Here is a 23,740-nt window from a genome sequence, read left to right as displayed (position 1 = left end):
CGCGAGGGAATGAGCCTCGACGCCGCGATCGCGCGCGCTCTCCCCGGGATCCCGCGCAGCTCCTCCCCTGTCGACCAGATCGCCTACGCCCGCGACCTCTGGCCGCGGCACCACCTCGCGGTGACGGAGGGCCGCATCGCCGAGCACCGGCCCGGCTCGATCGTCTGGCCGGCGTCCACGGAGGAGGTCGCGCAGGTGGTCCGCTTCTGCGCGGACGAGGGCCTCCCGCTGGTGCCGTTCGGCGCCGGCTCGGGCGTGTGCGGCGGCGTCTTGCCGGACGAGCGCACGGTCGTGCTCGACCTGAAGCGGCTCTCCCGCCGCCGCGCGCTCGATCGGCAGGACCCCTCGGTGGAGATCGAGGCCGGCGCCCTCGGCATCCGCTTCGAGGAGGAGCTGAACGCCGAGGGCTTCACGCTCGGACACTTCCCGTCGTCGATCCTCTGCTCGACCGTCGGGGGCTGGGTCGCGGCGCGCAGCGCCGGCCAGTGCTCGGGGCTCTACGGGAAGATCGAGGACATGGTCGCGTCGCTCGAGTGCGTCGTCGGCCGCGGCGAGGTGGTCCGCTTCGAGCGGCGCGTGCGCGGCCCGGATCTGACGCCGCTGCTCATCGGCAGCGAGGGCGTGCTCGGCGTGGTCACGGCGGCGCGGCTCCGGCTCCACCCGGCGCCCCCGGCGCGCGCGTTCGCCGCGTTCTCGTTCCCGAGCCTGGAGGCGGGCTGGGACGCGATGCGGGAGATGTTCCAGGCCGGCCTCCGCCCGGCCGTCTCGCGGCTCTACGACCCGTTCGACTCCTTCATGGCGCGGCTCGGCGCCGTGCGCCGCCAGCGCGCGCACGGCGGCCCGGACGCCGGCGCCGAGCCGACGGAAGGGGCAGCCGCGCGCGCGCACGCGGCGCGAGGCCCGGGGGCCGGCGCCGCCGTGCTGCGCGGCCTGCTGCGCGCGCCGGGGCTGCTCAACCAGGTGGTCGACGCCCTCGGAGCGCGCGTGCTCCGCGGCGCGACGCTCATCCTGATCTTCGAGGGCACGGCGCGCGCGAGCGCCGAGGATCTCGCCCGCGCCGCGGCGATCGCCGGGCGCGCCGGGGCCCGGCCGCTCGGCGAGGAGCCGGCGCGCCACTGGCTCGCGCACCGCTACAGCGTGAGCTACCGCCAGGCGCCCGTGTTCATGGCGGGCGCGTTCAGCGACACGATGGAGGTCGCCGCGCCCTGGTCGCGGCTCGGCGCGCTCTACCGCGCCGTCCGCGGGGCGCTCGGGCGGCACGTCTTCGTGATGGCGCACCTGTCCCACGCGTACCCGGACGGCTGCAGCATCTACTTCACGTTCGCCGGCAGCGCGCCGAGCGTCGCGGCGGCGGAGGCGAAGTACGACGCCGCGTGGCGGGCGGCCCTCGACGCCGCGATCGACGCCGGCGGCACGCTCTCGCATCACCACGGCGTCGGCCGCAGCAAGGCGCCGCGGCTCGGCGCCGAGCTCGGCCTCGGCGCCGACGTCGTCCACGCGCTCCGGGCCGTCTTCGACCCTGCCGGGGTCATGAACCCGGGCAACCTGCTCCCGCGCGAGGCCTCGCCCGCCGCGCCGCGCCGCCCGCCGCCGGCGCCGCCCGCGGCGCCCGTGATCGACCGCGACGCCCTGCTCGTGCACGCCGCCGGCGCCGCCCGCCTCGGCGAGGTCGAGCGCGCGCTCGAGCAGCGCGGCCTCACGCTGGCGATCGATTTCGGCAGCGCCTCGCCCGAGCTCACGATCGACGCCTGGATCGCCGCCGGCGCCCCGGGCGCCCCGGATCCGTGGAGCGACCCGGTGGACCACCTCGTCGCCGGGTTCACCGCGCGGCTCGCGTCCGGCGCCGAGCTCGAGGTGCGCCCGGCCCCGCGGCGCGCGGTGGGCCCGGATCTCTTCGCGCTCTTCCTCGGCATGCAGGGGCGCGTCGGCTCCGTCACGTCCGTGCACCTGCGCGCCCACGGGGCGTCGCGCCCGCGCGCGCTGCCGACCTCGATCCAGAGACAGCCGCCGCTCGGCGACGCCGAGGCGGCGTGGCTCGAGGCGGCGGCGGGCGCCGCCCGCGGCGTGCGTTAGCCGCCTCCGGATCCGCTCAGCCGGGCGGCCACGCCATCGGCCGCCCGCCGAGCACGTGGACATGGATGTGGAACACCGTCTGCCCGGCGTTCGCGCCGTGGTTCACCACGATCCTGAAGCCGCTCTCCGCGATCCCCGCCTGCTCGGCCACCCGCCTCGCCGCGAGCAGCAGCCGCCCGAGGACGGCCTCGTCCCCGGGCTCGGCCTGGCCGATCCCGGCGATGTGGCGCTTCGGGATGATGAGCACGTGCGTGGGCGCCTGCGGGTTCAGGTCGTGGAAGGCGATCACCTGATCGTCCTCGAGCACGATCTTCGCCGGGATCTCCTTGTTCGCGATCTTGCAGAAGATGCACATGGTCGCCTCCTACGGAGCTTGCGTATCACGCTGCACGCGGTCGCGCGGCAGCGACCTGAGCGCGGCGTCCGGCTCCCCCGGCTCTCCCGGGCCGGGGACGTCCAGCGCCCCGCCCTCGTTCGCCTCGGGGAGCAGCCGGGCGAGCGCGCGCTCGATGCGCGAGGTGTCCGCCGGCTCGGGGAGCAGGTCCGGGGGCAACGCGGCGCCCGCCGCCGGGCCGGACGGCGGCCCGTCCTGCTCCGCGGCCGGCGCGGGGGCTCCGCGCGCGACCGCGAAGCGGAGCACCGCGAGCTCGAGCGCGTCGAGCGCCGCGGTGCGCTTCAGCCCCAGCGACGGCACGTCGTACGTGAGCAGCGCGCCGCCGGACGCCGCGGGCGCGAGCCCGGCGCGGTCCGCGCCCGAGACCAGCTGCCGCACGATGCCCCTGAGCAGCGCCGCCCGCCGCCGCACCCGGCGCGTCTCCGGGTCGGTGTAGAGCGAGAAGAAGCGGTTGCGCGAGAAGGTCGACGGCGCCAGCACGAGCGCCACGAGCAGCGCCTCCAGATCGATCGGCGGAGCCCCCCTCACGTCGCGGGCTCCAGGGCGCCGCCGCCGGGCCCCGAGAACCCGCCGCGCCGCAGGAGCTCTGCCTGGCGGTGCGTGCGCAGGGCGCCGATGAGCTCGTCCAGGCCCCCCTCGATGATCTTGTCGAGCTTGTGCAGCGTGAGCCCGATCCGGTGGTCCGTCACGCGGTTCTGCGGGAAGTTGTAGGTCCGCACCTTCTGCGCGCGCTCCCCGGTGCCGACCATCGTCCGCCGCTCGGCGCTCTGCGCCTCCTCCTGCCGGCGCTGCTCGAGCTCGAGCAGCCGGCTCCGGAGCACCTTCATCGCCTTCGCCTTGTTCTTCAGCTGCGAGCGCTCGTCCTGGCACTTCACGATCATGCCCGTCGGCAGGTGCTTGATCTGCACGGCGCTGTTCGTGGTGTTGACGCCCTGGCCGCCGGGGCCGCCCGACGCGGCGATCGAGATCTCGAGGTCCTTCTCGTCGATGTGCACGTCGACCTCGTCGGCCTCGGGCAGCACGGCGACGGTCGCGGTCGAGGTGTGGATGCGCCCCTGCGTCTCGGTCGTGGGCACCCGCTGCACGCGGTGCACGCCGCCTTCGTAGCGGAGGTGGGAGTACACGTCCTGCCCCGAGATCAGCGCCGCGACCTCCTTGTAGCCGCCGGCGGAGGCCTCGCTCAGGTTGAGCACCTCGACCTTCCACCGCTTCGTCTCCGCGTAACGGCAGAGCATCCGGAAGAGGTCGGCGGCGAACAGGGCCGCCTCCTCCCCGCCCTCGCCGCTCCGGATCTCGATCACGGTGTTCCGCGCGTCGTTCGGATCCTTCGGCAGGAGCAGCACCTCGAGCTCGCCGGCCAGCCGCTCGCGCTCGCGCTCGAGCTCGGGCAGCTCCGCCTGCGCGAGCTCGGACAGGTCGGGATCGCCGAGCGCCTCGCGATCCTCGGCGATGCGCCGCTCGACGTCGCGGAGCCGGGCGAACGCCGCGACCACCGGCTCGAGCTCGGTGCGCTCGCGGTTCAGCCGCTGGAGCCCGGCCGGATCGGAGAGCACCGCCGGGCTGCACATGAGGTGGTCGAGTTCCTGAAAGCGGCGCTGGACCGCCTCGAGTTTCGCGATAGGTAGCATCTGCAATCCGAAGACGGCGCGGAGTTGACGGCGGGCGAGGGGCGGCGCCGGCGCGCGTTAGCTGTGGGCGCCAGCGTAGCCGGGGTCGGCCAGCAGCTTGGCATAGTCCGGGAACACGCGGTCCGGCTGGACTGGCGCGGCCACCGCCTCCTCGCGCCAGAGCGTCGCGCGGAGCGAGGCGAGGGCGATCTCGAGCTGCGCGTCGTCGGGCTCGGCGGTCGTGATCTTCTGGACCAGGAACCCCGGCCAGAGCAGCACGCGGAGGGGACCGGTCGTGCAGTAGCGCGCGAAGAGCCGCTGGATCTCGAAGGTCACCGCGGCGATCAGCGGCAGGAACGGCAGCTTCATCAGGAAGAAGCCGACGCTCTCGACGACCCGCCCGCCGGGCAGCTTGGGCAGGAGCGCGCCGAGGGACGCGCCGGCCATCGAGAACACCACGATGGACACGAGCGCCACCATGACCAGGAACGTCGTGCCGCAGCGCGGGTGCATCGCCGTCTTTCGGCGCGCGTTCGCGACCTCGAGCTCCTCGCGCGCCTCGTAGGTCGAGATCGCCTTGTGCTCCGCCCCGTGGTACTGGAACACGCGCTTCACCTCGGGGATCTGGCGGATCAGGAACAGGTAGGTGACGACGATGGCGAGCTTCGCCACGCCGGTGATCGCCTGGTACGCGGGCGACGTCACCTCCAGCCCGAGGCCGAAGACCTTGTTGATCAGCTCGGCGCCGGCCTGGGGCGCCGCCACGAAGAGCAGGATCGCGAAGGCGATCGGGAGCAGGCCCATCCCTCCGCCCTTCTTCTTCGCGTCCGCGCCGTCGGGCCCCGGGGCGGGCCCGCCCGCGCGCAGCGCCGCAGGCTCGACGTCCTGCGCCGCGATCGCGGCCATGCTGAGCGCCAGCGAGGAGAGGCTCGCCCCGCCCGACGTGGCGGAGCTCGGCCGCTTGGACGCCGGCCCCTTGGCCGAGGCCGCCTCTTCGGCCGAGAGATCCTGCTCGTAGAGGTCCGCAGACCAGCGCAGCGCCTGCGATCCGAGGCGCAGCGACTCGACGAGCGTCGCGACCCCCCGCACGAAGGGCCACGTGCGCGGCCCCTTCGCGACCGCGCTCATCGGCTGCTCGCGCACCACGAGCTCCCCCGAGCGGCGTCGGCAGACGATCGCGACCGAGGTCGGCGAACGCATCATCACCCCTTCAATCACCGCTTGGCCGCCGATATACGGACGTGCAGGCTGCTCGCTCATACGCGTTCCAATCTAGCGCATAACGCGGCTGGCGCATCGGCCCGGCCGACCAGCGCTGCAGGGGATGATGACGGCGTCGCGAAGGCCGCCGTCTCGACCGCTCGGGCCGAGCGGCGACCGGCTCGGGACGTACCAGGACGCCTGGCCACGCCCCGTGGGGGCGCGGCACGGCGGGAAACTCTGGAGAGGGATGTGGGGGATCGGAGGGCGCGCTCAGCCCGCCGACTTGCCGGCGGTCGCGTACTTCTTGCGGAAGCGATCGACGCGGCCGGCGACGTCCATGATCTTGTGCTTGCCCGTGTAGAACGGGTGGCACGCGGAGCAGACGTCGGTCGTGAAGCTGCCGCGGGTGGAGCGGGTCTCGACGACCGCGCCGCACGCGCAGGTGATCGTTGCGTCCTTGTAGTCGGGGTGGATGCCGGCCTTCATGGTGAATCCTTCGGGTGTTACGAGGGGGTGGCGCCTATAGCTCGGACCGTCCGGGACCGCAAGAAGCCCGCCGCCGCGCCCTCAGTTACACGTCGCACACGTGGTCCGCGTGGTTGCGCGTGTTCACGCGTGATTACGCCTAGTTGCGCCGTCCGCAGGGCGGAGGCACACCGTGCGGCTCCGGGGCGCCCTGGTCAAGGTCCGGGGGGGCGACGGATGGCTCGCACGGCAATTGCTAGGGCCGGCGTTGACGCTCGGACGCACATGGTTAGCTTCGCGGTCGCGAGCCAGAGAGCTCGAGAAAACAGGCGAAAGTATCCGGATTTCCAGCGGTTTTTGACGGCTCTGGAGCAGGGGCTCGCGGCAGCTGTCAGCCGAGCCCTGCTGGCCAGTCGGGTCTTCTCGCCCCCCGCGGCTACAGGCCGTCGCCTACAAACTTCTCGGAGGGTTCAAACGTCATGGGCAAGATCATCGGCATCGATCTCGGCACGACCAACAGCGTCGTCGCGGTGATGGAGGGGAAGGAGCCCAAGGTCATCGTGAATGAGGAGGGCTCTCGGCTCACGCCCTCCGTCGTGGCCTGGGACGACAAGGGCGAGGTGCTCGTCGGACAGATCGCCAAGCGCCAGGCGGTCACGAACCCCACCAACACGATCTACTCGGCCAAGCGCTTCATCGGACGCCGCTTCGAGGAGGGGCAGGAGGAGTCGAAGCGCGTCCCGTTCAAGGTCAGCCGGGGCAAGAACGGCGACGTGGCGATCGAGGTGCGCGGCAAGCAGATGTCGCCGCCCGAGGTCTCCGCGAAGGTCCTCCAGAAGCTGAAGAAGGCCGCGGAGGACTACCTCGGCGAGAAGGTGACCGAGGCCGTCATCACGGTGCCAGCCTACTTCAACGACTCGCAGCGGCAGGCGACCAAGGACGCCGGCCGCATCGCCGGGCTCGACGTGAAGCGCATCGTCAACGAGCCCACGGCGGCCGCGCTCGCGTACGGGCTCGACAAGAAGAACGAGCAGGTCATCGCCGTCTACGACTTCGGCGGCGGCACGTTCGACATCTCGATCCTCGAGGTCGGCGACAACGTCGTGCAGGTCATCTCGACCAACGGCGACACGCACCTCGGCGGCGACGACGTCGACCACCTCGTGATGGACTGGCTCGCGGCCGAGTTCAAGAAGGACACGGGCATCGACGTCTCGAACGACAAGATGGTCGTGCAGCGGCTCAAGGACGCCGCGGAGCAGGCGAAGATCGAGCTGTCGACCGTGCAGGAGACGACGGTCAACCTGCCGTTCTTGACCGCGGACGCCTCGGGGCCGAAGCACCTCCAGAAGCAGCTGACCCGGGCGAAGCTCGAGCAGATGATCCGGCCGCTCATCGACCGCACGCTCGAGCCGACGCGCAAGGCGCTCGCGGACGCGAAGAAGACGCCGCAGCAGATCGACGAGGTCGTCCTCGTCGGCGGCTCGACCCGCATCCCGCTGGTGCAGGAGACGGTCAAGAAGTTCTTCGGCAAGGAGCCCCACCGCGGCGTGAACCCGGACGAGGTCGTGGCCGTCGGCGCCGCGGTCCAGGCGGGCGTGCTCTCCGGCGACGTGAAGGATCTCGTGCTGCTCGACGTGACGCCGCTCTCGCTCGGCGTCGAGACGCTCGGCGGCGTGATGACCGTGATGATCCAGAGGAACACCACGATCCCGACGCAGAAGAAGGAGATCTTCTCGACCGCGACCGACAGCCAGCCGAGCGTCGAGGTCCACGTCCTCCAGGGCGAGCGGACCGAGGCCCGCTACAACCGGACCCTGGGCCGCTTCCACCTGGAAGGCATCATGCCGGCGCCCCGCGGCGTGCCGAAGATCGAGGTGACGTTCGACATCGACGCGAACGGCATCCTGTCGGTGCACGCGAAGGACACGGCCACGGGCAAGGACCAGCGGATCACGATCACCGCGTCGGGCGGCCTGAAGGAGGACGAGATCAACCGGATGGTGAACGAGGCGGCGACGCACGAGGCCGAGGACAAGCGCCGGCGCGAGGAGATCGAGCGGCGCAACAAGCTCGATAACCTCTGCTACACGCTGGAGAAGACGATCAGCGAGAACAAGGAGAAGCTGCCGGAGGGCGACGTCTCGGCGCTGAACGGGATCATCGCCGAGGGGCGCTCGGCCATCGAGAAGCAGGACGACGCGGCCGTGACCGCGGCGCTGGAGAAGCTCGAGAAGGAAGCGCACCGGATCGCGAGCGTCATGTACGAGAAGGCCGGCCCGCCGCCGGACGGCGGCCCGGGCGCGGCGCCTCCCGGGGCCGCGGGTGGCCAGCCGCCGCCGGCCGGCGGCAAGGGGAAGGACTCGGTCATCGACGCGGAGTTCGAGGAGTCGAACTGACCTGACCGCCGCGGGGGCGCTCGCGCCCCTGCCCCCCCGACGAGCGCGGTCCCTGCCGCGCTCGTTTTTCATTTGCAGCGCCACGAGCGCGGCTCCGGCCCGCGTCCGGTTTTCATTTGCAGCGCCACGAGCGCGGCTCCGCGCCCGCGCTCATTTTCGTTTGCAGCGCCACGAGCGCGGCTCCGCGCCCGCGCTCATTTTCGTTTGCAGCGCAAGGTCAGCTGCAGACCACCTCCTTGCAGCGCGACGATCTCCTTGGGCGTCGACTCGGATGTCCCGGGGCCGTATAACCGGCGCTCATGCGAAACCTCCTGCCGCTCGCCACCCTGGTCCTGCTGGCCGGTCCCGCCGCGTGTGGGCCGTCCCCCACGCCTGCCTCGCCGGCAGGCGGGCAGGGTGAGGTCAAGGTCGGCCCGTCACAGGCCGCCGCCAGCCCCGCGTTCGATCTGTCCCCCGTCGCCGAGCCGGCCGCGGTCGTGGGCGTGGTGCGCTGGGGCAACCCTTCGGCCACGCTGTCGAGCCTCGCCGCGTGCGCCGGGCTGTCGCCGACCGTCGCCGACGCGAGCGCGCAGGCGATCGCCTCGACCTTGCTGGGCGAGCTCGTGAGCTCGTCCATCGACGCGAACCAGCTCGCCGGGGTGCTCGCGCTCGACGCGCCCGTGCACCTGCTGGTCGCGCTCGACGAGAGCGCGAAGCAGGCCAAGCCGGTGGCGGCCGTGTCGCTCGGCCTCACGTCGCTGGAGCGGGCGCGGGGCGCGCTCGAGACGGGCGCCACCCTCACCGAGGTGAAGCCGGGCATGTGGAAGATCGGCGGCAAGGAGCCCTCCTCATCGAGCTGCTTCCTCGCCGCGTCCGCGGGCTCGGCGCCGGCGCGCCTCCTCTGCGGCGATCGCGATCGGGACGTGATGGCGCTCGGGCCTTACCTGGCGCGCACGCTGCCGACGCTCTCGCCCGAGGAGCGCGACCTCCACGGCGAGGTCCGCTTCGTCCCGCTCAGCGCGAAGTACGGCGAGATGGCGAAGCGGGATCTCCGGGGCCTCCCGATCCTGGCGCAGAGCCAGCTCGCGATCGGGCAGCCGCAGTTCGACCGGGCGCTCACCGACGCGGCCACCGCCGTCCAGGGGGAGCTCGAGGCGCTGATCGACGACGCGGGCAAGGCGTTCATCGACGTCCGCGTCGACAGCCAGTCCTGCATGAACCTCACGGCGGGCCTGGAGCTCCGGGGCCAGTCGTCCTGGCTCGCGGGGACGCTGGCCGACGAGGCGCGCCGGGCTGGGCCCGCGCCGGCGCTCTACTGGCGCGCGCCGAAGGACAGCCACGGCGCCTTCTTCGACCAGGGAGGAGACCCGACGCGTTACGGCGACATCTTGAAGACGCTGCGGGTGATGCTCGAGGGATGGCTGGAGAAGGAGAAGATCGGCAAACCCGCCGATCGCAAGGCGCTCGCCGACATCCTCTCGCTGCCGTTGACCCAGCCGGCCGCGAGCGTGTCCGCCCACGGGCGCACCGCTCCGGCGCCGGCTGCGGCGAAGGCCGGGCAGGCGACGCCGAACGAGCGCCTCGACGGCCTGCTGGACGGCTTCATCGGCTGGAACCTGTACGGCGTCGACGCGGCGCCCGACGGGATCGTCAAGTACCTGAAGAACGCCGTCGTCGCCTACAACACGCCCGGGCTGCGCACGCGGCTGCCGGAGGTCGACATCGATCCGAAGCAGCTGCCGACCGTCAAGACGGTGCCGGCGCCGAAGGAGCTCGGGAAGAACGCGCTCGCCATCGAGATCCAGATCAAGGACATCCCGAAGCTGGATGACGGCGCCGCGGCGGGCTCGACCCCGCCCGGCAACAAGGCCAAGCCCAAGCCCACGACCGTGACGCTGCACCTGCTGCTCATGGGCGAGGAGAAGACGACCTGGATCGCGTTCGGGGATGACAGGCGCGAGCTGCTGAGGCGGCTCGGCATGGTGAAGGCGGGCGCGCCCGACGCGGAGACGCTCGCGTCGCGTCCAGGGCTCGAGCCGCTGAAGAGCGGGAAGTTCGTCTACGGCGGTTTCTCGACGCTCGCCCCGATCACCCGCGGCATCCAGCGCGTGCTCACGACGCTGGGCGGCTCCGGCGCAGGAGGGGGCATGCAGCCCCTGGTGGACGTCCAGCAGTTCGGCGACGCGCTGGCAAAGCTGCCCCACAAAGGGGAAGGGCTGATGCTGGTCACGGCCCAGGACCAGGGTGGCGCCGGGCCTCGCCCCGCGATCTCGATCAACCTGTCGAAGCCCGTGCTCGAGGACATCGGCGCGCTCCTCGCGGCGGGGCTTCAGATGGCCGGCATCACGAAGCCATAAGCTCACCGATGCGCTATCACATCCAGGAGCCCAGCGAGGCCGCTCCTGATCGGTCGTGTGCTTCGGTCGCCAGACCTCGCGCGTGCGTCGTCCGCCCACGTTCATGACCGGTACGTGAATTGCTCGCCTGCCCGATAAAGATGAGAGGAAACCCATGACCAATCGTGAAGGTGCGGGTCGCGACGGAACGAGCCCGGCGCGACCGGAGACGTCCGGGAGCACCACCGCGGCAGCCCCGATGCCGAAGCCGCCCGTGCGACGCCCGACGCCCGATGTGGACGACTCCGATCTGCCCGAGCTGACACCAGAGCAGCTCGGCGAGCTCAGGCAGGCGCTCGAGGAGCGCCGGGCGAGCCTGGTCGCGCTGATCGACGAGCGGCAGCACGCGGAGCGCGACGTCTCGCGCGAGGTCGGCGACGAGATGGATGAGGCGAACGCCGAAGGGGCGACCTCCCTGACGTCGAAGCTCCTGGAGCGCGATGTCCGGGTGCTCGCCGAGATCGATCGCGCGCTCGCCAAGATGAAGGAAGGGACTTACGGGATGTGCGAGGGCACCGGCGAGCCCATCGGCTACCGCCGGCTCCGGCTGCGCCCGTGGGCGCGCTACAGCGTCGCCTACCAGGAGCAGATCGAGCGCGAAGAGCGGACCGGCGGCGGCTCCTGACGCCCGCCCTGCCGGCCGGGAAACGTGTTGGCGCCAGGCCAGCGCGTTTCCCGCCGGCGCGCCGCGCGCGTCAGCCGCCCATCCGCTGGATGAACGGGACGATGCGCTCGACGAAGGGCTGCTTGTGGTAGCGGTCGAACTCCGCCCACGTGCAGAGCGTCCGCGGATCCTTCACACGGTCGACGAAGAGCACGCCGTCCACGTGGTCCTTCTCGTGCTGGAAGGTGCCGGCCGACAGGCCGCGCACCACGCGGTCGATGGGCCGCCCCTCGCGATCCAGGCCGGTCAGCCGGATCTCGGTGGTGCGGTCGACGACGCCCCTCAGGTTCGGGACGCTCAGGCACCCTTCGTAGTTCTCGAACGTCTCGTGCGTGAGCGGCTCGATGACGGGATTGACCACGATCGTGAGCGGGATATTGGGCTTGTACGGGTAACGCGGGTTGTCCTGGACCTCGACCGCGAAGATGCGCACCGGCGCGTGTACCTGCGGGGCGGCGATGCCCGCGCCGTTCGCGTCGCGCATCGTCTCCACGAGGTCGTCGATGAACGTCTGCATGGCGCGGGAGGAGAGCTCTTCCGGCGTGACCTCGCGCGCGCGCTGCCTGAGGACGGGGTTGCCGATGTGGGCGATTTTCAGGAGCGTCACGCGAACAGCGTACCACACGGGCGCAGGCGCGGGCCGTGGCGACCCCGGCGGCGCCCGCGCGCCCGGCGGTGCGGACCGCGGCGGCGTCGGCTATGGAGAGGGGGCATGCGCTACTTCCCCGACGAGCCGAGCGTCCCGGAGCACCAGCAGGCGGCCGCGGTCATGCACCTCCGCTTCGAGGACGTGAGCCAGAACGGCCACGTGATGCTGGACGCGCTGCCGTACGGCCTCGGGCCCGCGCTCTGGGCGAAGCTCATCCGCACGAGCCCGATCGCGGAGCTCGCGAGCGCGCAGGGGGTCATCCCGATCCTCACCCGCTGCATCATCGAGGGCGGCGAAGGGCCGATCGCCGCGCGAGATCCCCTGGAGCTGCGGGGCCTTTACCAGCTCGCGCACACCGAGGACGCCGCCGCCGAGGTGAGCCGGCTGGTCCTCTGCATGTGGCTGACGGCCACCGGGCGCCGCGGACGGACCTACGGCCCCCCGCCGCCCGGCGCCGGCGAGCCGATCCCGGTCGGGCGGGTGTTCGCGGAGCACGTCTTCACGCGGCCGTTCGCCGCGCCAGGAGACCGCAAGGTGCTGCGCTTCGAGCACCCGGGGCTGCCGGCGGTGCCGCCCGATCGCTACACGTGGCGCTCGCCGGAGGCCTTGATGGGCCTGCCAGAGGGCGCGGAGCCGCTCGACGCGGAGCCGACCCTGGATCCGATCTCCGTCGCGTTCGGCCTCGACCACACCGACGGGAACCAGCACGTGAACTCGCTCGTGTACCCGCGGCTGTTCGCGGAGGCCGCGCTCCGGCAGCTGGCCGCGTACGGGCGCAGCACGGCGCTGCTCGCCCGCAAGGTGGAGATCGCCTACCGCAAGCCGTGTTTTGCCGGCATGCGCGCGAGGATCCTGGTGCGCACGTTCGAGCTCGGCGGCGCGCTCGGCGCGCTCGGCGCGTTCGTGCCAGACCCGCCGGAAGAGAGCGCCGGCGGAGCCCCCGACGCGCGCGCCTACTGCTACATCCGCGCGCTGTTCGAGGGCTGAGCGGACGCGGAACCGGAGGCGCGGTCCCGCGCCGCAACCGGGGAGGCCTAAGCGCTCGCCGGGCGGGCAAGGCCGGCGCGGTCGGCGATCTCGTCGTGGAAAGCGCGGAACGTGGACTCCTGCGGCCACGACGGGGCGTTGGCGAGGAGCGCCTCAACCCGGGTGAGCTCGCCCTCGTCGATGGCGACGACGGCCGCGGCGTAACGCATCGCCCAGAACACGAGCGGGCTGGCCTCGCTCGCGCGCTCCAGCAGCGCGCGGTCGCCGGGGACGCTCTTGTGGGCGAAGGCGCGGGCGAGCGCGCCGGCAGCCGCCCGGAGCGTGACCACCCGATCGCGGAAGGGAGAGCTGACGTTCGGCAGCGGGAGGCGCTCCAGGCGCCCCGCCTGCTCGAGGGCCGCGTCGCGGTCGCCCTCGAAGGTGTAGAGGAGCGTGTCGAGGAAGAGCCGGTGCTCGAGGGCCGCATCCCACGCGGGCCCGCGCTCGGCAGCGGCCATCGCCGCGCGCGCCTTGTCGACCCAGCCATACGCGGCGAACGCCGTCGCCGTCATGAGCGGCGCCATCGTGGCCGGGTGCGGGATGCGGTGCAGCGTCGGCGACCAGCGCTGGAGCACCGACCGCACGTCGCCCGAGCGCAGCAGCCGGCGCAGCTTGCGGCGAGCGAGCCAGCGGCCCGCGACGAACGCGAGGACCCCGCCGAGCACGACCACCATGGCCAACGGCTGCTGCCAGGCGAACCGGAGCGCGGCGGCCGCCAGCGCCGCCGTGCCGATGAATAGAAGCGACGGAATGAGCCGGCTGCTCCGTCCCTCGTCCTCGGAATCGAACGGATTCACGACTCCTCCAAGCGTACGGTCCTTCCCGTACGAGGCAAGTCCCGGGCGATGCACTTGGCCATGACGGTTGTCCCGGGGTGAGCGCCGCGAGGGGACGCCTGCCCCTGACGCGCGACGGCGCGGCGTCGGGCGCCGACCGAGAGAATGCGCCGAGGGCTCCATGGGGGCTCGACAGAGGGCCGAGGTTCGATTACGAAGTGTCCACGTCGTCAGGCGAAAGCGCCGAGACCTCATGGGTCCGCCGACAGCGCGCCGTGAACCCCGCCAGGCCCGGAAGGGAGCAACGGTAGCGGAGAGCGGGTGTGGCGGGCCCACTTACTTTTTGTCGCCGTTGTAGGTGCGCTGACCCCAACGCGAGCGCCGCGTCGCAGCGCCCGTTGCGGGCCCGGCGGACAGCCGCGCTGCTTCGGCGTCGCGAGCCGCTAGGGGTCTCCAGGCGCCGCCGGGATGGCCGGCGCCACCGGAACGGAGAACAGCACGTCCTGGGTGATGCGCAGGGGCGGGACGCCGGCGCCGCGCAGCGGGCTCACGCCACCTTCGGGCAGCCGCTGCTGCACGATGCCGGCCGCCTCGTCGCCGTCCTGCAGCGTCACGTCCGCGAGGCTGCTGTCCAGCCCGACGCCGCCGTCGATGAGCACGCTCGCGCGCCGGGACGGGCTGACGGAAGGGTTGGCCGACGTGAGCCCGTTGCCGCTCAGGAGCAGACCGGAGATCGCGGCCTGCGCCCGCTCCTGCCAGCTCACGCCGTCGCCCACGACCTCCTGCGAGAGATTGCCGTCGACCACCACCGCGGTCGAGTCGGCGAGGGTGTCGGCGACGCGCATGCCGATGATGATGATGCCGCGGGCCTCGCCGCTCATCCCGAGGCCGATGGCCCGGTTCCGCTCGACGACGCCGTCCCGCAGCTCGACGGTCTGCTCCGCCGTCGTGTTCTGGATCCAGACCCCGGGGTGGCTGCCGCTCACCTCGAAGCCCTCGCCGCCGCCGCCGAGCGAGGCGCTGGCCCCGTCGATCAGCAGACCGAACCCGCTGTTGTCGGCGATCCGGAGCGCCGTCGCGTCGAGGGTCGCGCACGCGGACGCCGAGACGCCGCCGCTCGGATCGAACCCGCGCAGGCCGTTGCCGCTCACCTCGACGGCGGACATCGCGGCGCGCGCGCCGACGAGCGACACCCCGACCAGCTTGTTGTCGCGGAGGATCACGTCCTCGACGTCGAGCTCCACCGGCGCCTCGCAATCGCAGCCGCCGGCGCACTGCGCCCACAGCCCCGGCCCCCCCGAGCCGGTGATGATCGACCGCGCCACGGTCACGCGGCCCGCGTCGAACGCGCTCAGACCGTAGCGGGCCGAGCCCTCGATGGCCGACGCGGCGACGTCGAGCGACGCGCCCGGACCGAGCGTCACGCCGTCGGAGGCGCTCCCGAGGACGCGCACCGCCTCGATCCGCGCCCGCGCGCCGCCCGCGACCTGCACGCCGCCCGCCCCGACCGTGATCCCCCGGAGGACGGCGCGGTCGCCGGCCGCGATCGAGACCGACGCCACGCTCACGGAGCCGGCGCCCCTGCCGAGCAAGCTCACGCCGGGCGGCAACACGACCGGGCCGTAGGCGCCGGGACCGAGCGCGACGCACGCGCCAGGGGCGGCAGCCGCGGCGGCCGACGACAGCGCCGCGTCGCTCGAGACCTCGATCACCTCCGCGCAGGCGACGCCCTCGGCGCAGAAGTCGCCGCCGCAGAGCGCGCCGGCGGGGACCCCGGCGCACGCCCCGGAGGCGGTGAGGCCGTCAGGGGGGCACGCGCTCGGCGGCTCCGGGTCCGACGCACACCCGAGCGCCGCCGCGCCGAGCGCCGCCGCAACGGCCAAAAAGAGGGCTGCCTGATTCCGAACCTCGATCATCACGAACGTCTCCCTCGCGGCCACGCCGCGCCGCTGAACGCCACCAACCGGCCCCCTCAGACGCCTGGATCAGGCGTTCGAGACGCCTGCTCGGACGCCTGGAGGAGCGCGCGGCACTCGTCCGCCCTGCGGGCGAGCTCGCCGTCCTGGAAATGCGCCGCCAGCGAGCCGGTCAGCTGCGCGACGGCGGCCTCGGCGCGCGGGCGCGTCGCCGGGTCGCGGAGGGCCGCGCGGCAGATCCGCGCGAGCCCGAGCGCCACCTCGCCGAGGTAGACACGCCCGCCGCCCACCTCGGCGAGGCGCAGCGCCGCGCAGCCCGACTCGAGCGCGTCGCCGACGTGGCCGGCCGCGAGCAGCGCCTCGGCGAGGTTGCGGTACGTGTCCGGGAGATCGGCGCCGGCGCCGACCTGCTCGGCCAGCCTCGCCGCGCGCCGCGCGTGCTCCAGCGCGGCGCGCGGGCGCGCGAGCCGGAGCTCGACCTCCGCGAGGTTGCTGTGCCCCGAGGCGATCGCCTGGAGGTCGCCGAGCCGCTCCATCAGCGCGAGCGCGCGGGCGAACACGTCGCGGGCGCGCTCGAGCTCGCCCTTCGCGAACAGCACCGCCGCGGCGCCGTTCAGCGCGAAGCTGAGCGGCCCGGGGTGGGCGCGATCGTCGACCGCGCGCGCGGCCTGGCGGTAACAGCGCTCGGCCTGCACGAGCCGGCCGCGCGAGTAGAACACCGTCCCGAGCGCCAGGAGCAGCTGCGACGCGGCCTCGCGGCGGCGATCGTCGCCGGGGGGCAGCGTCCGGCAGACGCGCAGGCTCCGGAGCGCGACCGCCTGGCAGGCGCCGAGATCGCCGTCGCGCCGGTGGAGCGCCGCGAGCAGGCCAGCCATGGGCAGCGCCTCCGCGGCGGCGCCGCCGCGCTCGGCGAGCGCGATCGCCCGCTCGACGAGCGCGCGCGCCTCGGCCGTCGCGCCGCGCACCTTGAGCGCGAGGGCGAGGCGGAAGTCCACGCGCGCGTCCCAGAGCAGCGCCGCCGAGGGGTCGAGCGGCGCCGAGGCGCGCCGCTCCACGCGGAGGATCCGCGCCCGCGCCTCGCCGTAGGCGCGCTCCGCCTCGTCGAGGCGGCCCGCCCTCCGGAGCGCGTCGCCGGCCTCGAGCAGGAGCGCCGCGCGCTCCTGCCAGGCGAACCGCCGGCGCTCGTTCGCCCCCGATCCGCCCGGCGCGGGGGCCGGCTGACCGCGCTCCCCGGCGATCGGCGCGGCGTCGCCCGCGGCGGCCGCGTGGATCTCGCGCGCCCGCTCGAAGTGCCGCAGCGCCTCGGCGTTCTGGCCGACGGCCGACGCGCGCGCCGCGGCCCTCGCGTAGGCGAGCGCCGCGCTGCGCGCGTCGCCGCCGCGGTCGTGGTGGAGCGCCGCGAGCGCCGCCCCGGCCTCCCCGAGCCCCCGCGGCCCCGCGGGGCGCCCCGAGGGCGCGCCGTCCAGCCAGGAGGCGACCGCGCGGTGCATCGCGCGGCGCACCTCGAGGCTCAGCGTCTCGTAGGCGATCTCCTGCGTCGCGGCCTCGGCGAAGACGTACTCGCTGTCGCCCGGGAAGGTGGAGGCGTCGCGCGCCCGGATGATCTGCTGATCCCGGAGCCGGCTCAGCACGTCCGAGGTCCGCGAGCCGCCGCCCTCCGGCGCCGCGCCGCGGAGATGGTCGATCGCGCCCTTCCAGAACGTCCTGCCGATCACGGCCGCCTGCGCCAGCACCGCGCGGGCCTCGCCGTCGAGCCGGTCGAGCCGCGCCTGGACGATGCCCTGGATCGTCGTCGGCAGGGCGAGCCCGGCGAGCTTCTCCTCGTGCAGGACCCAGGGCTCGCCCTCGCGCCGCTCGAGCGCGCCCACGTCGATGAGCAGGTGCAACGTCTCGGTCAGCGTGAGCGGGTTGCCCTCGGCGCGCTCCGCCAGGGCGCGGATGGCCTCCGCCGAGCAGCGCGCGGCGAGGCGCAGGCGATCGCGCGCCATGTCCTCGATGTGCCGCCGCGGGAGCGGCCCCAGATCGAGGCGCGCGTGGCTCGCCTTCCCCTCGCCCCAGTGGGGCCGCCGCTCGTAGAGCTCGGGCCGGGCGGCGCCCACGACGAGCAGCGGCGCGTCCGCGAGGCGCAGGACGAGTTCGTCGAGGAGGTCGAGGCTGGCGTCGTCGGCCCAGTGGATGTCGTCGAGCAAGACGAGGACGGTCGCGCGGGCAGCCACCGCCCCGAGGAGCGCGGCGACCGCCGCGGCCGTCCGCTTCTTCGCGTCGGCGCCGCCCTCGTCGGGGGCGATCGCCGTCGCCGAGGAGGCCGGCGCCGGGGGCGGCGCGCAGAGCACGCCCGCGACCTCGGCCAGCGCGTCCTCCAGGGCGATCGACGGGGGCGCGCCGCCGTCGCCTCCCCCGCAGACGCCGCTCCTCAGCTTGCGCACCACGGCGTCGCGCGGATCGTCGTCGTGAACGTGGAAGTGAGCGCGCAGGAGCGACGCGGCGAGGTGGTAGCTCGCGCCCCGCGCGAGCGAGGAGCAGGCCGCGCTGAGCACGACGCAGGGCTCCGCCTCGGCGAGCGCCCGCGCCCGGACCTCGGCGAGGAGGCGGCTGCGCCCGATGCCGCCCGCGCCGATCACCGAGACGAACATCGCGCGCCCCTCCGCGACGACCGTCTCCAGCGACTCGGAGAGGCGCTGCACCTCCGCCGCCCGCCCGAAGAAGCGGGTCTCCAGGCCGAAGAAGTCGGATCCGGCGCACGCGCCGCGCGCGGGCCCGAGCACGCGGAAGCTCTGCAGATCGGCGCCGCGCGGCTCGACCTGGAACAGCCCGGTGACCTGCCGGAACGTGGGCTGCGCGATCAGCACCGCGCCCGGCGAGGCGGCCTGACGGAGCCGCGCGGCCTCCTGCAAGGCCTCGCCGGAGGCGTCGAGCGGCGCGCCCGAGGCCGCGGCGCCGCTCACGAACAGCCTGCCCGTGCTGATCCCCACGCGGAGCGCCGCCCGGAACCCCGGCGGCAGCTCGGCGTCGCGCGGCGCAGCGGACGCCGCCGCGAGCGCCAGCCCGGCGCGGACGGCCCGCTCCGCGTCGTTGTCGCTCGCGCGCGGCGCGCCGAACAGCGCCGTGACGGCGCCGCCGCTCCGGTCGGCGACGGCCCCTCCGAGGCCGCCCGCGCGCTCGCGGACGAGCTCGAACAAGGCATCGCGGAGCTCCAGCTCCTGCTCTGGATCGAGCGCCGCCTGGCCCTCGCCCGCGGCCGCGACCTCCACGGAGAGCACGGAGCAGACGCGGTACTCGCCCGCGGGCGGCGCGACCCTCGCGAGCGGCGCGGGCTCCGTGGCGGCCCAGCGCGACGCGAGCTCACCTCGCTGCGGCAGCGGACGCGCGCCGAGGGGCGCGCCCGGCGGCGGCGACGCGGCGCGGCGCGCCGCTGCCAGCGCGGCCTCGAGCTCCCGGGCGTCCTGGAAGCGCGCCGCCGGATCGACCGCGACGGCCCGCGCCATGACCGCCTCGAGCGCGGGGCTCACCTCCACGCCGAGCGCGGCGAACGCCGGACGACGGCGCGGATCCACGCAGGCGGCGTAGAGCTCGGCCCAGTCGTCCCCGTCGAGCGGCTGCTGCCCGGAGGCCAGCTCCAGCAGGATGAGCCCCAGCGCGAACACGTCCGTCCAGGGCCCGGTCGCCCCGAGCTTCGGGTTGAACTGCTCCGGCGCGCCGTAGAGCGGCGTGAAGGCGTGCACCGTCCGCGACATCGCGAGCTCCCGCGTCGTCGCGCCGGCGGCCCCGCCCTGCGTGACGTCGACGGCGCGCTGGGTGTCGACGAGCGCCTTCGACAGCGGCAGCGACGCGTCGATCACCTTGGCGATGCCGAAGTCCACGACCTTGATCGTGGTCGAGCCGCCCGCCCCGACGAGGAACAGGTTCGCCGGCTTGACGTCGCGGTGGGAGACGCGCTCCTCGTGCGCCAGCGCGAGCGCCGACACCGCAGGGGCGAGCAGGTCGATCGCCTCGTCGACGGGCCATGGGCCGCGCCCGGAGGCGCACCTGTCCTCGATGTGCCGCGCGAGCGTCGCGCCCTCGAGCCACTCCATCACGATGTACGGCGTCCACTGCCCCCCGGGCGAGGTCGCGGCGGACACGTCGAGAGCCTGGACGATGCCGGTGGTGCGGCGCGAGAGCCGGTGCAGCAGCCGGGCCTCGCGCCTGAACATGTCGAGCAGCGAGAGCCGCTCGTCGGGCGCGAGCTCCGCGGGCAGCTTCAAGCACTTGACCGCGACCTGCTCCTCGAGGCCGAGGTGCGTCGCGCGGTAGACCACGCCGAACGCGCCCTCCCCGGCGACGGCGTCGATCAACAGCTTGTCGGCGATGGTGTTGCCCACCCAGCCGAAAGGGTCTCCCGCGCTCATCCGCGGGAATCCTACCGCCCGCGCCAGAGCGGCGGGGACGCGACGCCCCCCGGGCCATGGGGCCAGCGCGCGGGATGGCGACCAACGGCGAGACCAGAGCGCGCGCGACAGCAGTCGCCGTGCGCGCGGGTCCATGCTACGCAGCGGGCTGTACTGTTCGGCACCGGCCCTGGCTACCGCCCTGCGAAGGCTGCCGCAACGGTTCCCGCGACGGAGCGCAAGTGTGCAGTGGCAGGGCGTCGTTCGTCGCCCGGCGCGACGCTGGGGTGCGATGTGGCTGAGCCGGAGATTCTTCCCCGCGATGGTGGGCCGATCGAGCTCTTGATCATCACCCAGGGCTCGATGAGCACGCGACAGCTGCCGAGCTCCGGCAGCGTCGTCCTGGGCCGGGACGAGGACGCCGACGTCTGTGTCCCGGACTCCTCGGTGTCGCGCCGGCACGCGGTGCTGCACCTCGGCCCGCCGCTCCGCGTCGAGGACCTCGGCAGCAGCAACGGGACGCGCGTGCGCACCCGGCACAGCAACTCGGCGACCGAGCGCCTCATCGACGTCGGCAAGGGCAAACCCGCGAGCGCCGGGTCGGTCGAGCTCTCGCCCGGCGACGTCATCTACCTCGGCGCCGCGCGTGTCGTGCTCCGCAGCCGCGAGCCGAGGAAACCCGGCGACCGGGACCCGCGGAAGGACGTCATCGTCAAGGACGGCGCCATGCGCGCCGTCTACGAGCTGGCCGAGCGCGTCGCGAAGGGCCCGATCAACATCCTGCTCCTCGGCGAGACGGGCGTCGGCAAGGAGGTGCTCGCCGAGGCGATCCACCGGGCTTCTCCACGCGCAGAGCGGCCGCTCCTCAGGCTGAGCTGCGTCGCGCTGTCCGAGTCGCTGCTCGAGAGCGAGCTGTTCGGCCACGAGCGGGGCGCCTTCACCGGCGCCGTCCGGGCCAAGCCGGGGCTGCTCGAGACGGCCGAGGGGGGCACGGTGTTCCTCGACGAGATCGGCGAGCTGCCGCCGTCGATCCAGGCCAAGCTGCTCCGGGTCATCGAGGAGCGGAAGGTGCTGCGCGTCGGCGGCCTGACCCCGACCAAGATCGACGTCCGCTTCATCTCGGCGACGCACCGCAACCTCGACGCCGAGGTCGGCCGCGGCGCGTTCCGGCAGGACCTGTACTTCCGGCTGAACGGCGTGACGCTCACCATCCCGCCGCTGCGCGAGCGGCCGGGGGAGGTCGCGGCGCTGGCGCAGCTCTTCGCGGAGCGCGCGGCGAAGGAGCTCTTCCCGAGCGAGGCGAGCGCGATGACCGTCCCGATCTCGCCCGAGGCGCTGGCCGGCCTCCAGCGCCACAGCTGGCCAGGCAACATCCGCGAGCTGCGCAACGTGATCGAGCGCGCGGTGATCCTCGCGAACGGCGCGCCCATCCGGCCGGAGCACCTGCTGCTCACCCCGCTGCCCGAGCCCAGCCCGCCGCTGCATGTCACGCCCGTCCCGTCGCATCCCTCTCCCTCGGCGCCCGCCGCGGCGTCGCCCGCCGCGGCGTCGCCCGCCGCGGCGTCGCCCGCCGCGGCTGGGGCCCTTGCGAAGAGCGTGCCCGAAGGCGCGGACGCGAGCCCCACGCGGCTGCGCGACGCGATGGAGGCCCACGAGCGCGAGCGCATCGTGAAGGCGCTGGAGCAATGCATGGGCAACCAGACGCGCGCCGCGGCGCTGCTCGGGATCTCGCGCCGCACCCTGGTGGACCGGATCCGCGTCTACGGCCTGCCCCGGCCGCGCAAGGCCTGAGCGCGCTGCGCAGCGCGCCGCGCAAGTTGCGCGAGGGCTCGCGCAATCGAGCCCCCGCCTGCGCAACGCCTCAGCTCACGCCGAGGTCTCGCGCCTCTCGAGCGGGGCGAGCTCGAGGCCGAGGTCGGTGGCGAACCGGAAGATGCGCTCGTCGCGGTAGAACTCGCCGAACACGACGCGCGAGATCCCCGCGTTGGCGATCATCTTGAAGCAACCCCAGCAGGGCGACGCGGTGACGTAGACCGTCGCGCCGTCGATGCGCACCCCGTTCCGCGCCGCCTGGATGATGGCGTTGGCCTCGGCGTGGATCGTGCGCACGCAGTGGCCCTCCTCGATCAGGTGCCCCTCCTCGTCGCAGTGCGGCAGCCCGCGGATCGAACCGTTGTACCCGGTCGCGAGGATGCTCTTGTCGCGCACGATCACCGCACCGACGTGCTTCCGATCGCAGGTCGCCCGCGAGGCGACGACCTCGGCGATACGCATGAAATACTCGTCCCACGAAGCCCGGTGGGTCATCGCTCGTCTCCCCAGCGGGGAGCCGCGCCGAGGGCCCTCGGCTGAGCCGCGCCGCGCGCTCCCGCGGGCGCCTTGTATCACGGGACCGGGCCCCGCGGGGCGCCCGCCCCCCGGCCAGCCAGGCGACCGCGCGAGGCGCCTCGACAGCGAGGGCCGCCGCGTGGTAGCGCGCGGGTGTGAGCTCCACCGCGAACAGCCGCCGATCTGACCGCCGCATCCTCGTGCTCGGCTCGGGGGGGCGCGAGCACGCCCTCGCGCGCGCGCTCGCGCGGTCGCCCTCGGTCGCCGAGGTGATCGTCGCGCCCGGCAACGCCGGGACCCACGCGCAGGGCGGCGCCGGCCGCGCCCCGATCCGCCGCGCCGACCTCGCCTCGCTCGCCCCCGACGAGGCGGCCCGGCTGGCCGTCCGCGAGCGCGCCGACCTCGTCGTCGTCGGGCCCGAGGCGCCGCTCTGCGCGGGCGTCGCGGACGCGCTCGCCGCCGAGGGCGTCGCCGTCTTCGGGCCGAGCCGCGAGGCGGCGCGCCTCGAGGGGTCGAAGGCGTTCCTGAAGGAGTTCGCCGCCCGCCACGGCATCCCGACCGCGCCGTTCGCGATCGCGCGCTCCTTCGACGAGGCGGCGCGCGTCATCCGCGAGCGCGGCGCGCCCATCGTCGTGAAGGCCGACGGGCTCTGCGCCGGCAAGGGCGTCGTCGTCGCGACCACCGTCGACGAGGCGCTCGCGGCCGCGAAGGAGATGCTCGTGGAGGGCCGCTTCGGCGACGCCGGCAGGGCCGTGATCCTCGAGGACGTGATCCGGGGCGAGGAGGCCAGCGTGCACGCCATCAGCGACGGGCACGCGATCTTCGTGCTGCCCGCGGCGCGCGACCACAAGCGGGTCGGCGAGGGCGACACCGGGCCGAACACGGGCGGCATGGGCGCGTTCGCGCCGAGCGCCCGCGTGAGCCCCGCCCTGCTCGCGCGCGTCGAGCGCGAGATCCTCCGGCCGACCATCGACGGCATGCGCGCGGAGGGGCGGCCGTTCCGCGGGGTGCTGTTCGCGGGCCTGATGATCACGCCCGAGGGGGATCCGTTCCTGCTCGAGCACAACGTCCGCTTCGGCGACCCGGAGTGCGAGGCGCTCATGGAGCTCCTCGAGGGCGACGTCGCCGAGCTCTGCGCCTCCGCCGCGGCGGGCGCGCTGGACCCCGGGGCGGCGCGCGTCGCCCCCGGCCGCCACGCGCTCACCGTCGTGCTCGCGGCGCGCGGCTACCCGACGGCGCCCGTCACGGGCGACGTCATCCGCGGCCTCGACGCCGCGGCCGCGGTGGAGGGCGCGTTCGTGAACCACGCGGGCACCGCCGAGCGGGACGGCGCGATCGTGACCGCGGGGGGCCGCGTGCTCGCCGTGACCGCCTCGGGCGGCTCGCTCGCGGAGGCGCGGGAGCGCGCGTTCCGCGCCGCGGGCGCGATCGACTTCGACGGCAAGGTGCTCCGCCGCGACATCGGGGTCGACGCGGCGCGCGCGGCCGGCTGAACGGG

At 74.1% G+C, this 23,740-nt stretch carries 17 protein-coding genes and 1 other RNA gene; 8 read left to right on the top strand and 10 right to left on the bottom strand.

Features of this window, described 5'->3' with window-relative positions:
* Positions 1-9 precede the first annotated feature (9 nt).
* On the top strand, positions 10-2,073 hold the full coding sequence (locus WMF43_RS49835; protein WP_437676021.1) for an FAD-binding protein: 2,064 nt from the start codon (positions 10-12) through the stop codon (positions 2,071-2,073).
* Positions 2,074-2,089: 16 nt separating this feature from the next.
* Here WMF43_RS49835 and WMF43_RS49830 read toward each other — a convergent pair whose 3' ends face one another.
* The 5 genes from WMF43_RS49830 to rpmE all read right to left on the bottom strand — a co-directional run bounded on the left by WMF43_RS49830 (position 2,090) and on the right by rpmE (position 5,763).
* Positions 2,090-2,428: a histidine triad nucleotide-binding protein gene (locus WMF43_RS49830; protein ID WP_437676020.1), complete on the bottom strand. Its 339-nt coding sequence runs from the start codon at positions 2,426-2,428 to the stop codon at positions 2,090-2,092.
* 9 nt (positions 2,429-2,437) lie between these two features.
* A complete protein-coding gene (locus tag WMF43_RS49825) occupies positions 2,438-2,995 on the bottom strand; it encodes a hypothetical protein (protein WP_437676018.1) in 558 nt (185 codons plus the stop codon).
* Positions 2,992-4,095: a peptide chain release factor 1 gene (gene prfA / locus WMF43_RS49820; protein ID WP_437676017.1), complete on the bottom strand. Its 1,104-nt coding sequence runs from the start codon at positions 4,093-4,095 to the stop codon at positions 2,992-2,994. Before prfA ends, WMF43_RS49825 begins: the two co-directional genes overlap by 4 nt.
* A 57-nt stretch (positions 4,096-4,152) precedes the next feature.
* The gene (locus tag WMF43_RS49815; RefSeq protein WP_437676015.1) at positions 4,153-5,277 is read right to left on the bottom strand and encodes a DUF1385 domain-containing protein; all 1,125 of its coding nucleotides are present in this window, start codon (positions 5,275-5,277) and stop codon (positions 4,153-4,155) included.
* A gap of 270 nt (positions 5,278-5,547) precedes the next feature.
* Positions 5,548-5,763: a 50S ribosomal protein L31 gene (gene rpmE / locus WMF43_RS49810; RefSeq protein WP_437676014.1), complete on the bottom strand. Its 216-nt coding sequence runs from the start codon at positions 5,761-5,763 to the stop codon at positions 5,548-5,550.
* A 458-nt stretch (positions 5,764-6,221) separates the two neighbouring features.
* Here rpmE and dnaK point away from each other — a divergent pair, with 458 nt between their 5' ends.
* The 3 genes from dnaK (at position 6,222) to WMF43_RS49795 (ending at position 11,141) form a co-directional block, all read left to right on the top strand.
* Positions 6,222-8,141 carry a molecular chaperone DnaK gene (gene dnaK, locus WMF43_RS49805; protein ID WP_437676012.1) on the top strand — a complete coding sequence of 640 codons (1,920 nt, stop codon included), beginning with the start codon at positions 6,222-6,224 and terminating at the stop codon, positions 8,139-8,141.
* Positions 8,142-8,440: 299 nt separating this feature from the next.
* Positions 8,441-10,477, top strand: a complete 2,037-nt coding sequence (locus WMF43_RS49800; RefSeq protein ID WP_437676010.1) for a hypothetical protein — start codon at positions 8,441-8,443, stop codon at positions 10,475-10,477.
* Positions 10,478-10,631: 154 nt separating this feature from the next.
* Entirely contained in the window at positions 10,632-11,141 is a 510-nt protein-coding gene (locus tag WMF43_RS49795; RefSeq protein WP_437676008.1) for a TraR/DksA family transcriptional regulator, read from the top strand.
* 70 nt (positions 11,142-11,211) lie between these two features.
* Here the strand turns inward: WMF43_RS49795 and def are convergent, their stop codons facing one another.
* Entirely contained in the window at positions 11,212-11,787 is a 576-nt protein-coding gene (gene def / locus WMF43_RS49790; protein WP_437676006.1) for a peptide deformylase, read from the bottom strand.
* A 105-nt stretch (positions 11,788-11,892) separates the two neighbouring features.
* On the opposite strand from def, the gene WMF43_RS49785 reads away from it, so the two are divergent.
* Positions 11,893-12,816 carry a hypothetical protein gene (locus WMF43_RS49785; RefSeq protein WP_437676005.1) on the top strand — a complete coding sequence of 308 codons (924 nt, stop codon included), beginning with the start codon at positions 11,893-11,895 and terminating at the stop codon, positions 12,814-12,816.
* Positions 12,817-12,863: 47 nt separating this feature from the next.
* Here the strand turns inward: WMF43_RS49785 and WMF43_RS49780 are convergent, their stop codons facing one another.
* Positions 12,864-13,652: a hypothetical protein gene (locus WMF43_RS49780; protein ID WP_437676003.1), complete on the bottom strand. Its 789-nt coding sequence runs from the start codon at positions 13,650-13,652 to the stop codon at positions 12,864-12,866.
* Between the two features lie 230 nt (positions 13,653-13,882).
* Between WMF43_RS49780 and ffs the strand changes: the two genes are divergently transcribed.
* Positions 13,883-13,972, top strand: an RNA gene (gene ffs, locus WMF43_RS49775) — signal recognition particle sRNA small type.
* A gap of 102 nt (positions 13,973-14,074) precedes the next feature.
* Here the strand turns inward: ffs and WMF43_RS49770 are convergent.
* Positions 14,075-15,547, bottom strand: a complete 1,473-nt coding sequence (locus WMF43_RS49770; protein ID WP_437676001.1) for a right-handed parallel beta-helix repeat-containing protein — start codon at positions 15,545-15,547, stop codon at positions 14,075-14,077.
* 56 nt (positions 15,548-15,603) lie between these two features.
* Positions 15,604-19,935 carry a protein kinase domain-containing protein gene (locus WMF43_RS49765; RefSeq protein ID WP_437676000.1) on the bottom strand — a complete coding sequence of 1,444 codons (4,332 nt, stop codon included), beginning with the start codon at positions 19,933-19,935 and terminating at the stop codon, positions 15,604-15,606.
* A 342-nt stretch (positions 19,936-20,277) separates the two neighbouring features.
* On the opposite strand from WMF43_RS49765, the gene WMF43_RS49760 reads away from it, so the two are divergent.
* Entirely contained in the window at positions 20,278-21,705 is a 1,428-nt protein-coding gene (locus tag WMF43_RS49760; RefSeq protein WP_437675998.1) for a sigma 54-interacting transcriptional regulator, read from the top strand.
* Positions 21,706-21,780: 75 nt separating this feature from the next.
* Here WMF43_RS49760 and WMF43_RS49755 read toward each other — a convergent pair whose 3' ends face one another.
* Positions 21,781-22,221 (bottom strand): deoxycytidylate deaminase, encoded by a 441-nt coding sequence (locus WMF43_RS49755; protein WP_437675996.1) that lies wholly within the window; start codon positions 22,219-22,221, stop codon positions 21,781-21,783.
* A gap of 176 nt (positions 22,222-22,397) precedes the next feature.
* Between WMF43_RS49755 and purD the strand changes: the two genes are divergently transcribed.
* Positions 22,398-23,735 carry a phosphoribosylamine--glycine ligase gene (gene purD / locus WMF43_RS49750; RefSeq protein ID WP_437675994.1) on the top strand — a complete coding sequence of 446 codons (1,338 nt, stop codon included), beginning with the start codon at positions 22,398-22,400 and terminating at the stop codon, positions 23,733-23,735.
* The last annotated feature ends 5 nt before the right edge of the window (positions 23,736-23,740 follow it).

This window comes from Sorangium sp. So ce131, assembly GCF_051519095.1.
Taxonomy (GTDB): domain Bacteria; phylum Myxococcota_A; class Polyangia; order Polyangiales; family Polyangiaceae; genus Sorangium.
This window is presented reverse-complemented; position numbering and strand designations above follow the sequence as displayed.